General features: G+C 66.7%; 9 protein-coding genes. All 9 read left to right on the top strand.

The features are described from left to right. Positions 1-142 precede the first annotated feature (142 nt). Positions 143-1549, top strand: coding sequence for a CmpA/NrtA family ABC transporter substrate-binding protein (locus tag AC3WLD_RS09725; protein WP_492556760.1), 1407 nt, complete (start codon positions 143-145; stop codon positions 1547-1549). A gap of 13 nt (positions 1550-1562) precedes the next feature. After that, complete coding sequence (locus AC3WLD_RS09730; protein ID WP_492556761.1) at positions 1563-2558, top strand: ABC transporter permease; 996 nt, start codon at positions 1563-1565, stop codon at positions 2556-2558. 2 nt (positions 2559-2560) lie between these two features. Beyond that, positions 2561-4243 carry an ABC transporter ATP-binding protein gene (locus AC3WLD_RS09735; RefSeq protein WP_492556762.1) on the top strand — a complete coding sequence of 561 codons (1683 nt, stop codon included), beginning with the start codon at positions 2561-2563 and terminating at the stop codon, positions 4241-4243. A 56-nt stretch (positions 4244-4299) separates the two neighbouring features. After that, positions 4300-5586, top strand: coding sequence for an alginate export family protein (locus AC3WLD_RS09740; protein WP_492556763.1), 1287 nt, complete (start codon positions 4300-4302; stop codon positions 5584-5586). Between the two features lie 243 nt (positions 5587-5829). Then, positions 5830-8322: a nitrite reductase large subunit NirB gene (gene nirB / locus AC3WLD_RS09745; protein ID WP_492556764.1), complete on the top strand. Its 2493-nt coding sequence runs from the start codon at positions 5830-5832 to the stop codon at positions 8320-8322. After that, positions 8319-8660: a nitrite reductase small subunit NirD gene (gene nirD, locus AC3WLD_RS09750; RefSeq protein ID WP_492556765.1), complete on the top strand. Its 342-nt coding sequence runs from the start codon at positions 8319-8321 to the stop codon at positions 8658-8660. Before nirB ends, nirD begins: the two co-directional genes overlap by 4 nt. Next, entirely contained in the window at positions 8660-11233 is a 2574-nt protein-coding gene (locus AC3WLD_RS09755; RefSeq protein WP_492556766.1) for a nitrate reductase, read from the top strand. Before nirD ends, AC3WLD_RS09755 begins: the two co-directional genes overlap by 1 nt. Continuing rightward, complete coding sequence (cobA, locus tag AC3WLD_RS09760) at positions 11230-12018, top strand: uroporphyrinogen-III C-methyltransferase (protein WP_492556767.1); 789 nt, start codon at positions 11230-11232, stop codon at positions 12016-12018. Before AC3WLD_RS09755 ends, cobA begins: the two co-directional genes overlap by 4 nt. A 211-nt stretch (positions 12019-12229) precedes the next feature. Then, positions 12230-13426, top strand: coding sequence for a DUF2254 domain-containing protein (locus tag AC3WLD_RS09765; protein ID WP_492556768.1), 1197 nt, complete (start codon positions 12230-12232; stop codon positions 13424-13426). Positions 13427-13463: the final 37 nt, after the last annotated feature.

A 13463-nucleotide genomic window follows, 5' to 3' on the forward strand; every position in this document is an offset into this window, starting at 1 on the left:
AAACGGGCGGCCCAAGGACGGGCCGGGTGATCCTTTCCGGCAGCAAGTGACATTGCGTGGCAACGGAGCCGCCCGATCAGTCCCTCACAGGGTCTGCGTCGAGGCGGTTTTTTTCGTTGTCCGCGCGCAACCGGGGTACGTCATGATGGGCAAGGCACGAGGGGTTCGGTTCGACAGGCGCGGCATGATCGCGGCGCTGCTCATGGCATCGGCGCTGGCCGGGTGCGGCAAGGGCGGAAGCAGTGTCCCTGCCGCGACGGGTGACGTTGCCAAGATTGCCGCGGAAAAGAGCATCGAAAAGCCGAACATCAAGCTCGGCTTCATCAAGCTGACCGACATGGCGCCATTGGCCATCGCCAAGGAGAAGGGCTTCTTCGCCGAGGAAGGGCTGAACGTCACGCTCGAGCCGCAGGCCAACTGGAAGGTGCTGGTCGATGGGGTCTCGGGTGGGCAGCTCGACGGTGCTCATATGCTGGCTGGCCAGGCCATCGCTTCGGCGGCCGGGATCGGCGGCAAGGTTCCGATCATCGCACCGCTCAGCCTCGACCTGAACGGCAACGCCATAACCGTGTCGAACAAGACGTGGCAGGCAATCGAAGGCAAGCTGCCCAAGGGCCCCGACGGCAAGGTCCAGCACCCCATATCGGCGTCGGTGCTTAAGGGTATGCCGCTGAAGTGGGGCATGGTCTTCCCGGTCAGTCCGCACAATTACGAGCTGCGCTACTGGCTGGCGGCTGGCGGGATCAACCCCGGCTATTACCTTCCCGGCGACGTCAAAGGCACGACAAGCGCCGAAATGCAGCTGTCGGTCACGCCCCCGCCGCAGATGCCCGCGACGCTCGAGGCCGGCACGATCGACGGCTATTCTGTAGGCGAACCCTGGAACCAGGCTGCCGTGAAGAAGAAGATTGGCGTCCCGGTCATCACCGACGCCGAAATCTTCCCGGACAATCCGGAGAAGGTCCTGGGCCTGACTGCCGATTTCGCTGCGAAGAATCCCAACACTGTCAAAGCCATGCTTCGCGCATTGATCAGGGCGCAGCAGTGGCTTGATGCCGAAGGCGGCAAGAACCGCGCCGAAGCCGTGAAGATCCTCGCGCAGTCAAGCTACGTCGGGGCCGATCCGGAAGTGATCGCCGCTTCGATGACCGGCCACTTCACATTCGCGCCCGGCGATACCCGCGATGCCGCCGGTTTCAATATCTTCTTCGACAAGTTCGCGGGCTTTCCGTTCTATTCGGACGCGGTGTGGACGCTCACGCAGATGCGTCGCTGGGGCCAGATTGCCGAAACCAGGCCCGACCAGTGGTACTTCGACACGGCGAAGGCGGTTTACCGACCCGATCTGTACCTCGCAGCAGCCAAGGAACTCGCGGAAGGGGGCATCATTCCGGCCAGCGCGATCCCCGAAACGGATGGCTTCAAGGCCCCGCAGTCCGGCTTCATCGATGGGGTGACGTTCGATGGCCGCAAACCCAACGCCTACATCGCCAGCTTCTCGATCGGCCTCAAGGACGGCCAGACCGTGACGTCTGCGGGCGTGAAGTAAGGAGTTGCCGACGATGACCGCCACCCCTCTCCGGAAGGACAACTTCGCAGTGGACCAGGAAGTGTCCCCCCCGGCCGACGCGACCAGGGTCGTCGAAGCGGCGAGCCCGGCAAAGGGCCTGCCCTTCGGAATCCAGCTGCCCTCGGCACGCGCGGTGTTTGATGCGGCCTGGCCGCCGGTGGCGGGCATCGTCGGCTTCCTCGTGCTGTGGGCGCTCCTTGCGCCCATGGTCAAGACATCGCTCGGCGCCCTGCCGGGGCCGGGCGATGTGTGGGAAGCCTTTGGCGGCCTGATGGACGAGAACGCGGCGGCACGGGCCGACGCCGCCGCGGCCATCGCCGCCGGCGGCACCTATACCGGCCCGCCGACCTTCATCGACCAGATCTTCACCTCGCTGGAAACCGTGGCGATGGGCTTCGTGCTCGCCAGCCTGGTTGCCGTCCCGCTGGGCCTGGTGGCGGGCATGTCGAAGCGGTTCAACGCGGCGATCAACCCGCTGGTGCAGGTCATGCGCCCGGTCAGCCCGCTGGCCTGGCTGCCCATCGTGACGATGGTCGTCTCCGCCTCGATCACCAGCGACGATCCGACCCTGGCCAAGAGCTTCGTGATCTCCGCAGTCGTGGTGATGCTGTGCTCGCTCTGGCCCACGCTGATCAACACCGCGGTCGGCACCGCGAGCATCGACAAGGACCTGATCAACGTCGGCCGTGTCCTCAAGCTGGGCTGGTTCGCGCAGCTGACGAAGCTCGTCCTGCCCAGCTCGCTGCCCTACATCTTCACCGGGATGCGCTTGTCGCTGGGCACGGGCTGGATGGTGCTGATCGCGGCGGAAATGCTCGCGCAGAACCCGGGCCTGGGCAAGTTCGTCTGGGACGAGTTCCAGAACGGCAGCGAGAAGTCGCTCGCCCGGATCATGGTGGCGGTGGTGGTCATCGGCCTGATCGGCTTCGCGCTCGACCGCATCATGATGGCGCTCCAGGCTTTCGTCAGCCGCAACCGGACCTTCTGATCATGACCCAGACACCGATCCTGTCGCTCCGCGGCCTGACCAAGTCCTACACCGGCGGCGCAGGGACCAGCGAAGTCCTCGGCGGCATCGACCTCGATGTGCGCGAGGGCGAGTTCATCGCGGTGCTCGGCTTCTCCGGGGCCGGGAAGACCACGCTGGTCTCGGCCATCGCCGGGCTGATCGAGGCCGACTCCGGCGAGATCCTGCTCCGCGGCGAGCCCATCGACGGGCCGGGCAAGGACCGGGGGCTGGTGTTCCAGTCGTACTCGCTGTTTCCCTGGCTGTCGGTCGAACAGAACGTCGCGCTCGCGGTCGATGCCGTGCACAAGGATCGCAGCGCGGCCGAGCGCGCCGCGCTGGTCCGGCAAAAGGTCGAGCTGGTCGGGCTGGCCCATGCGATGGACCGCAAGCCGGCGCAATTGTCGGGCGGCATGCGCCAGCGTGTCGCGGTCGCCCGCGCGCTGGCGATGGAACCCGAAATACTGCTGATGGACGAGCCGCTGTCCGCGCTCGACGCACTGACCCGCGCCAAGCTTCAGGACGAGATCGAGCGTATCCGCAAGGAGGAAAAGCGTACGATCATCCTCGTCACCAACGATGTCGACGAAGCCCTCTTGCTGGCCGACCGGGTCGCCGTGCTGACCCCGGCGCCGGCCGCGACAATCGGGCAGATTTTCGATGTGGAGATCCCGCGTCCGCGCGATCGTGAAGCGGTCAACGAGGATGCGGCATTCCAGACGCTGCGCCGCGAAATCGTGAGCTACCTCGGCTCGCTGGTCGCGGACCGGCAGGCGAAAGGCGGCGATTTCGACAATCTGCCAAACGTCACCCCGCTAGACCTCGCGCCGCCGCCCAAGGCCTATCGCGATGCGGCGAAGGGCGGGACGCTGCGCCGGTTCCTGGAGTTCTACAAGCTCCACAAGGTCTACCCGACACCCAAGGGGCCGCTGACCGTGGTCGAAGACTTCAACCTGCTGATGGACAAAGGCGAATTCGTGTCGCTGATCGGCCATTCGGGTTGCGGCAAGTCGACCGTGCTGACCATGGCGGCCGGGCTCAACGCAATCAGCAAGGGCTCGATCATCCTCGACAATCGCGAGGTGGATGTCGCCGGCCCCGACAAGGCCGTGGTGTTCCAGGCGCCCAGCCTGATGCCGTGGCTGACCGCGCGGCAGAACGTCGCGCTGGGGGTGGAGCGGGTCTATCCCCACGCATCGAAGAACGAGCGGCGCGAGATCGTCGACTATTATCTCGACCGCGTCGGCCTCGCCGATGCGCGCGACAAGCTGGCGGCGGAGATGTCGAACGGGATGCGCCAGCGCGTCGGGATCGCCCGGGCCTTCGCCCTCTCGCCGCGGCTGCTCCTGCTCGATGAGCCTTTCGGCATGCTCGACAGCCTGACCCGCTGGGACCTGCAGGACGTGCTGGTGGAGGTCTGGAACCGGACCAAGGTCACCGCGATCATGGTCACCCATGACGTCGACGAGGCGATCCTGCTGGCCGACCGGGTAGTGATGATGACCAATGGGCCCAATGCCACGATCGGCAAGGTGCTCAAGGTCGAACTCGACCGGCCGCGCGACCGCAAGGCCTTGCTCAAGGATCCCAGATTCTATGCGTACCGGCAGGAAGTGCTCCACTTCCTCGCGGAATACGATCACGGGCCACCCGCCGAGGCGGCCTGACCAAAAGGGCCCGGGGAGGGGCTGCCTGTTCGGAAGGACCGACAGGGAGGAATATCATGACAGTGAAGCTGACCGTCGCGGCGCTTGCCGCGGCTACGGGGTCGTTCGCCCTCGCCACGCCTGCCTGGGCCGATGCGCCCAAGGCGTTCGGCAGCGCGGTTGCCATTGGAGAGGGTCTAACCCTCGACCCGATGCTCGACGCGCGGCTGCGCTATGAGCACGTGGAGACGCCGAAGACACCCGCCACACAGGACGCCGATGCGGTGACCATGCGCGTTCGCAGCGGCATCGAGCTGAAACACGCGCCCTCGCACCTCGCCTTCCTGGTCGAAAGCGAGGCGACGCTGGGAATCGGCAACCAGTACAACGCCTTTCCCTTCGCGATTGCCGACAGCCAGCGCCGGCCCGGCTTCGATGTCGTGGCAGATCCACAGAACGTCGAGCTCAACCGCTTGCAGCTTCAGTACAAGAGCAAGGCGGTGACGCTGACGGTGGGGCGCCAGCGCATCAACCTCGACGACCAGCGCTGGGTCGGTGCGGTGGGCTGGCGGCAGAACGAGCAGACCTTCGACGCCGTCCGCGGCGAGGCGACGATCGGCCCGGTCATGCTCGATGGCACCTACGCGATCAGCCAGCGGACGATTTTCGGCCACGACGCCGGACCGCGCACCGCTTTCGACGGCAATTTCGCGATGGTCGGGGCGGCGGTCAAGGCGGGTCCGGTGACGGTCAAGGGCTTTGCCTACCTCAACGACTACGATGCGAATGAGCAGCCCGGCGCGCTCGTCACGACCATGCCCGACAGCCAGACCTACGGAGTGCGTGCCACCGCCGCGCTGCCGCTGGGCAAGGCGGCCAAGCTCAACCTTGCGGCGAGCTATGCCAGGCAAATGGACTGGAAGGAAAACCCGGTCGATTACAGCGCCGACTATGTCGCTGCCGAGGCCGGCCTGGCCTACATGGGCTTTACCCTGACCGGCGGCTACGAGCTCCTCGGTTCGGACAATGGCCGTGCCGTGCAGACACCGATGGCCACGCTGCACAAGTTCAACGGCTGGGCCGACGTCTTCCTGACCACGCCGAACGGAGGCCTGGAGGACATCTATGTCGGACTTGGCAAGGCCTTCCCCAAGATCAAGGCGCTGCCGGGACTGATGGCACAGGTCACCTACCATGCGTTCCACAGCGACGTCGGGCACCTGAAGTACGGCGAGGAATGGGACGCCAGCCTGGGCTTCAAGGTCGGCAAGGTGGGCCTGCTCGCCAAGTACGCCGACTACGATGCGCAAGGGTTCGGCACGGACAAGCGGATCGTATGGCTTCAGGCGGAATATTCGTTTTGAGGAAAGTCGTCGTTCCGGACCCGGTCCGGGACGACGAAATTTTGCTGCACTGCAAAAATCGACTTGCCCTGACCGGATCGAATCGGTTACCCATTGCCTTGCAGGCACCGCCGCCCAAAGCCGGGCGATCCAGCCGGACCTGCACTGAAATCAACATCGCGTGGCAACGTCGCCGCCCAGACCTCCCCAGCCGGGGTGCGTTCGGGCGGCTTTTTCGTGTTTGCGCGTTCGAAGGAAGAGACTGTGAACGCTCCGACAAGTTTCGACGCCAGCGACGGTCGGGCCACCTTGGCCGAACGGCTGGTGGTGATCGGCAACGGCATGGCCGGGTGCCGCGCCGTCGAGGAGATCCTGGCGCGCGATCCGGGCCGATACACGGTGACGATCTTCGGGGCGGAACCGCGGGTGAACTACAACCGGATCATGCTCAGTCCGGTCCTGGCGGGCGAGAAGGCGTTCGACGACATCGTCATCAACGACGCCGCCTGGTATGCCGACAACGCGATCACCCTCATCTCGGGCGATCCGGTGGTCTCGATCGATCGCGCCACGCAGACGGTCATCGCCCGCTCGGGCCGCGCCGAACCCTATGATCGCCTGCTCATCGCGACCGGCTCCGACCCGTTCATCATCCCGGTGCCGGGCAAGGACCTGCCTGGCGTGGTGACCTTCCGCGACCTCGACGACGTCGACAGGATGCTCGCCGCAGCCGAGCAGGGCGGCGACGCAGTGGTGATCGGGGGAGGGCTGCTCGGGCTCGAGGCGGCGCACGGCCTCTCGTTGCGGGGCATGAAGGTCACCGTTGTCCACCTCATGCCCACCCTGATGGAGCGCCAGCTCGACGAGGCGGCGGGATACCTGCTCAAAAGCGAGCTCGAACGCCGCGGCCAGACCATCCTGACCGGCGCGGATACCGCGGAGATCCTCGAAAAGGATGGGCACGTCGCCGGGGTAAAGCTCAAGGACGGGCGCGAGATCGCGGCCGACATCGTGGTCATGGCGGTAGGCATCAGGCCGGCCACCGCGCTCGCCAAGGCCGCGGGGCTGGAGGTCGAGCGGGGCATCCTCGTCGACGATCATATGGTCACGTCCGACCCGGCGATCATGGCGGTCGGCGAATGCGTTCAGCACCGGGGCGCCTGCTACGGTCTTGTCGCCCCGCTCTGGGAGATGTGCCGGGCGTTGGCGGACCACGCGACGGGCGCGCCCAGCGGCTACGAAGGCTCGGTCACCTCGACCAAGCTGAAGGTGTCCGGCATCGACCTGTTCTCGGCCGGCGACTTTTCCGGCGGCGAGGGCTGCGAGGACATCGTCATGCGCGACGCCGCGCGCGGGCTCTACAAGCGGGTCATCGTCAAGGACGACAAGCTGGTCGGCGCGGTGCTCTATGGCGATACCGCCGACGGCAACTGGTATTTCGACCTGCTGAAAAAGGGCGAGAGCATCGCGGAAATCCGCGAGGCGCTGATTTTCGGCCAGGCTTTCGCCGCGGGGGGCGCCCTCGCGGACCCTAATGCCGCCGTTGCCGCCCTTTCCGACGATGCGGAAATCTGCGGCTGCAACGGCGTGTCCAAGGGCAAGGTCGTCGAGACGATCAATGCGGGCGCATGCAGCCTCGATGCGGTGCGCTCGGTCTGCAAGGCCAGCGCGAGCTGCGGCAGCTGCAGCGGCCTCGTCGAAAGCCTGCTCGCCCTGACGCTCGGCGGCGAGGTACGGTCGGGTCCGAAGACGCTCTGCAAGTGCACCAGCTTCACCCATGACGACGTTCGCCGGCTGATCCTTGAAAAGAGCCTGCGCGCCATTCCGCAGGTCATGCAGGAACTGCACTGGACCACCCCGCACGGTTGCGCCTCGTGCCGCCCGGCGCTCAATTACTACCTGCTGTGCGCCTGGCCGGGCGAGTACGTGGACGAGCAACACAGCCGCTTCGTCAACGAACGGATGCATGCCAATATCCAGAAGGACGGGACTTACTCCGTTGTCCCGCGGATGTGGGGTGGGCTGACCAACCCGCGCGAGCTGCGGGCGATCGCCGACGTGGTCGAGAAATACAACGCGCCGATGGTCAAGGTCACCGGCGGGCAGCGGCTCGACATCTTCGGGATCAGGAAGGAAGACCTGCCCGCCGTCTGGGCCGACCTCAACGCGGCCGGGATGGTGTCAGGCCATGCCTATGGCAAGTCGCTGCGCACGGTGAAGACCTGTGTCGGCAGCGAGTGGTGCCGCTTTGGCACGCAGGACTCCACTGGCCTCGGCGTGAAGCTTGAGCGGATGACCTGGGGCTCATGGATGCCGCACAAGTTCAAGATCGCGGTCAGCGGATGCCCGCGCAACTGCGCCGAGGTGACGATCAAGGACTTCGGCGTGGTCTGCGTGGATTCGGGCTACGAACTCCACGTCGGCGGCAACGGCGGGATCAAGGTCCGCGCGACCGATCTCCTGTGCAAGGTCGCCACCGAAGAAGAGGCGATGGAGGTCTGCGCGGCCTTCATCCAGCTTTACCGCGAGCAGGCGCATTACCTCGAGCGGACGGCCCCGTGGATCGAGCGGGTCGGGCTCGATCACGTCAAGGCCGGGCTGTTCGACGATCCCGAGGCGGTCGCGACGCTGGCGGCCCGGTTCCGCTTCTCGCAGCAGTTCATGCAGGACGACCCCTGGGCAAGGCGCGTTGCCGGGGAGGACGCGGAACTGCACCAGCACATCGGCGAAGTCCGCCCTCTGGAGACCGTGTCATGATCGGCGAATGGCTCGACATCGGCCCGGTGAGCCAGATCGCTCCCGGCAATGCACGGACGCTGCCGGTGCGCGGCGGAGATGAGATCGCCGTGTTTCACACGCTCGACAACCGCTTCTATGCCCTTGTCAACAAGTGTCCGCACAAGGCCGGGCCTCTTAGCCAGGGCATCGTCCATGGCACGGTGGTGACTTGTCCGCTGCATAGCTGGAATATCTCGCTGAAGACCGGCGAGGCGCAGGGCGAGGACAAGGGCTGCGTGCCGACGATCCCGCTGCGCGTGGATGCCGGGCGGATCTATCTGCTGCGCGAGGCGGTGCTGGGAAGCCGGGCCGCGTGATGGCGGACGTCCGCACGACTTGCGCATATTGCGGGGTGGGCTGCGGGATCAGCGCCATTGTCACCGGCGAGCGTTCGGTCACCATCAAGGGCGACCCCGACCATCCCGCCAACTACGGCAAGCTCTGCTCCAAAGGCACGCACCTCGGCGAGACAGTCAGCCTCGAAGGCCGGCTGCTCCACCCGATGATCGGCGAGCGCCGCGCAGGCTGGGACGAGGCGCTGGATCTCGCTGCCGCGAGAATGCGCGAGACCATCGCCGAGCATGGGCCGGACAGCGTCGCGCTGTATGTCTCCGGTCAGCTCCTGACCGAGGACTACTACGTCGCCAACAAGCTGATGAAGGGCTTCATCGGCAGCGGCAACATCGACACCAATTCGCGCCTGTGCATGGCCAGCGCCGTCACGGCGCACAACCGCGCGTTCGGTGAGGACCTGGTGCCGTGTACCTACGACGACCTCGACCAGGCCGACCTGATCCTGCTCGTCGGGTCAAACACCGCGTGGTGCCACCCGGTGATCTGGCAGCGGATAGAAGCCGCCCGCGCAGGCCGCGGAACGAAGCTCGTGGTCATCGATCCGCGTCGCACGGAGACGGCCGAGCAGGCCGATCTCCATGTGCCGGTCGCGCCCGACGGCGACGTCTCACTGTTCAATGCGCTGCTCGTCGAACTGGACGGTCGAGGTCTGGTCGACCACGCCTTCCTGACCGACCGATGTTCGGTTGCCGAGAGCTTCTGGGAAGACCTGAACGGATCGCCTCTCTCGGCAGGCGTCGATGGCGCGGTTTTCGCCCGGCTCGTCGAGCTGGTGGCAGCGCATCCGAAGATGGTCACCGTCTTCTCGATGGGCGCGAACCAGTCGCGCAGCGGGACCGACAAGGGCAACGCGATCATCAACCTGCACCTCGCGACCGGCCGGATCGACACGCCGGGCGCGGGCCCGTTCTCGATCACCGGGCAGCCCAACGCGATGGGCGGGCGCGAAGTGGGCGGGCTGGCCAACATGCTCGCCTGCCACCTCGGCTTTTCCGCGCAGGAACGCGCCGACGTTGCGATCTTCTGGAACGCGCCCAACATCTGTTCGGGACCCGGGCTCAAGGCGGTCGACATGTTCCGCGCAGTCCACGACGGACGGATCCGCTTTCTCTGGGTCATGGCGACCAACCCGGCGGTGTCGATGCCCGACGCCGGGTTCGTCCGCGAGGCCTTGGCGCGGTGCGAGACGCTGGTCGTCTCCGACGTGATCGCCGATACTGACTCCGCACGCCTCGCCCACATCCGCCTGCCGGCCCTGGCCTGGGGCGAAAAGGACGGAACCGTCACCAACTCCGAGCGGATGATCAGCCGCCAGCGCGCGCTGTTTCCTGCCCCCGGCGAGGCGCGCGCCGACTGGGCGATCATGAGCGACTTCGCCCGGCGGATGGGCTGGGGCAGGGCCTTCGAGTTCGAGTCCAGCGCCAGCGTGTTCCGCGAGTACGCGGCGATGACCGCGCTCGCCCCGCGCTACGGCAAGGTGCTCGACCTGTCCGGGAAGTCGGACCTGAGCGACGCCGCCTACGATGCGCTCGAGCCGTTCCGCTGGGGCGGCGAACGGCCACTGGCGCGCGTGGAAGGCAAGCTCAGGCTGGTCAGCGTGACAGGGCCTGCGTCCGTTCGGCGCGATCCTGCCTATCCGCTCCGCCTCAACACCGGCCGTTACCGCGACCAGTGGCACACCATGACCCGCACCGGGCTTTCGCCCACGCTGTCGCAGCACCGCCGGGAGCCGCTGATCGAGGTCCATCCCGCCGACGCGGCAGAGCTCGGACTGGCGGACGGGGGGCTCGCCCGTGCCACGACTGCGGCCGCGAGCGCCATCTTTCGCCTTCAGGTCAGCGACGGTCAGCGCCGCGGCGAGGTGTTCGTGCCGATGCACTGGACCGACGCTATGGCCGGAGAGGGCCGCGCCAATCGCCTGCCTCTGCCGCAAGTCGATCCCGTCTCGGGCCAGCCGGGCTTCAAGAACACCCCGGTCCGCGTCGAACCGGTCACGCCCGAATGGCGCGCGTTCCTTGTCACCCAGTTCGAGCCGGCCCTCCCGCCGCTGCTGTGGTGGAGCCGGTCGCGGGTGCGCGGCGGGTGGCTTTACGAGCTGGCCGGAGAGGCCGCCATCGACCCTGCCGGGCTGCTCCCGGCGGGCGATTGGCAAGAAGTGGCGGATCTGGGGCGGGGGATGCGGCGGATCCTGGCGGCGGAGAAAGACGGCACCTTGCGCGCTGCGCTCTACCTGACCCGCACGGGGGAATTGCCGTCGCGCGAGTGGATCGCCGGGCAGCTCGGGCAGAGCGAAGCCACCACGCAAGAGCGACTGGCCGGGCGTCCGGCCGTACCCCAGGCCGATCGAGGACCGATGACCTGCATCTGCCTCGGCGTCGGAGCCCACGAGATCACCCGTGCCGCCTGCTCCGGGGCATCGACCGTCGCGGCCATCGGCACCGCGACCGGCGCGGGCACGAACTGCGGCTCCTGCCGCCCGGCCGTCGCCCGGTTGCTCGAAGCAGCCCTGACCCACGACAAGGAGGCAGCGGAATGAACCTGGACTGCAGCGATTTTCCTGGCGGCATGGTCTGGCTGGTGGGAGCGGGGCCGGGTGATCCGGATCTTCTCACGCGCAAGGCCGAACGCCTCATCGCCATGTCAACGGTCGTCTTCTGCGACGCGCTCGTCGGTCAGGGCGTGCTGGACCTCATCCCTCCGACCGCCCGCCGGGTTTCCGTCGGCAAGCGCTCCGGTCGCCATTCCAAGTCGCAGCCGGCAATCGACGCGCTGATTGTGGAAGCGGCGCTGGCGGGCGAACGGGTCGTTCGCTTGAAGGGCGGGGATCCCGGCATCTTCGGACGCGCCGCCGAAGAAGTCGACGCATGTCGCAGAGCCGGGGTGCCGGTCGCCATCTGCCCCGGCGTGACCGCTGCAAGCGCCGCCGCTGCCGGACTGGGACGATCGCTGACCTTGCGCGGGACCGCACGCAAACTCGTCTTCGTGACGGCGCACGCGCGCGCCGGCGAACCGCTGGAGCTGGACTGGCAAGCGCTGGCCGATCCGGCTGCCACTCTCGCGGTCTATATGGGAAAGGCGGCCGCCAACGAGGTCTCCGCCAACCTCATCAAGCACGGCCTGCCCCCGGAAACGCCGGTCGCCGTGGTTATCGACGCGAGCCTGCCAAGCGAGCGATCCCTGCTCACGCGGCTCGATCTGCTTCGCCTGGCGGTCAACGGATTGCCGGGGGAGGGGCCCGCCGTCATGCTGATCGGATCAGGCATGGCCCAACTGAGCGGCGTGGCTCCAGTCCTTGCGCATGTGGCCGCAGCGACGCCTTAGGCGGCGTTGACGTGAGCCGGTTTGCGCATTGACTGGTGGCCCCAGTCCCAGCTTTGCCGCCTTGGTACTCGAGAAGACTTGCCGCCCATCCGGGGGCAGCAGGATTGCGGAACGATCGGTGCAACGGGCTGTTTCGTTTGCTCGCGGCGCAAACGATCCGGGGCAGATCTTGAAAAAATGGCAGTGGGCCTTGCGGCTTTTGACCCGCCGAATGTGGTTTCGTGCAGGTCTGTTCTGCGTCTTCGCCATCGGTCTTGCGCTTGCGAGCGCGATCATCGGCCATCTCATCTCGTACGAGTTTGCGGTGAAGGTCGGTGCCCGGTCGGTAGACAACATCCTCAATGTGCTCGCATCGAGCATGTTGGCCGTGACGACGTTTTCGCTCACGGCGATGGTCTCGGCATACTCCGGCGCGACGAGCAACATCACGCCTCGGGCCGTGCAGTTGCTGGTCGAGGACTCCACCGCCCAGAACGCGCTGGCCACGTTCCTTGGCAGCTTCCTGTTCGCCATCGTCGGAATCATCGCGCTTTCGACGGGATTTTACGGCGAGAGCGGCCGCGTCGTGCTGCTTGGCGGCACGGTCCTGGTCATTGCCAGCATCGTCGTCACCTTCCTACGCTGGATCGAGCACATCACGCGCTTCGGGCGGGTGAACGATACGGTCGACCGGGTCGAAACGGCAACCATGAAGGCCGCGCGGTCGGTTGCAGGGCCGCCTTGCTTCGGGCCATCGCGGCGGCAGGAGATTCCGGATGGCGCGACCCTGATCCAGCTCGAGGACATCGGCCGCATCACCCACGTCGACATTGCCGTGCTGCAGGAAGTGGCCGAAGACATTGACGGGGAGATCGTTCTGACCGCCTTGCCTGGCATCATGGCCGATCCGGCTCGGTCGGTGGCCTGGACCACCGCCCGGCCCGACGCGAAGCAGGTGGAGCGCGTGCAATCGGCCTTCACCGTCGCGCACGACCGCGCGTTCGATCACGATCCGCGGTTCGGTCTCGTGGTCCTGTCAGAGATCGCCTCCCGTGCCTTGTCACCCGCGGTGAACGACCCGGGAACCGCCATTTCGGTCCTCGAGGCCGGGACCCGGGTCCTGTCCGCGATGGTGACTATGAAGGAGGATGGCGACAAGCCTGACCTGGGAAGGGTCGGCGTCCCCGCCTTGCGCTTTCCCGAACTGCTGGAGGACTTGTACCGCCCGATCGCGCGCGATGGGGCCGGATTGGTCGAAGTCGCGATCAGGCTGCAGAAATCACTCGCTGCGCTTGCCGAAGCGGCGCCTGCTGCCAGGCGCGACTGCCACGCCGCGGCAACCGAGGCGCTGGCCCGCGCGATGGCCGCGATGACCGCCGAGGTCGACCGGACCCAGCTCGCCGGGATCTATCGCCGCTACTGGTCCTGATCGCCACGTTGCACACGTCCAATGGAACTGGAGCCAG

The sequence above is a fragment of the Novosphingobium sp. FW305-C-111 genome (assembly GCF_058783565.1).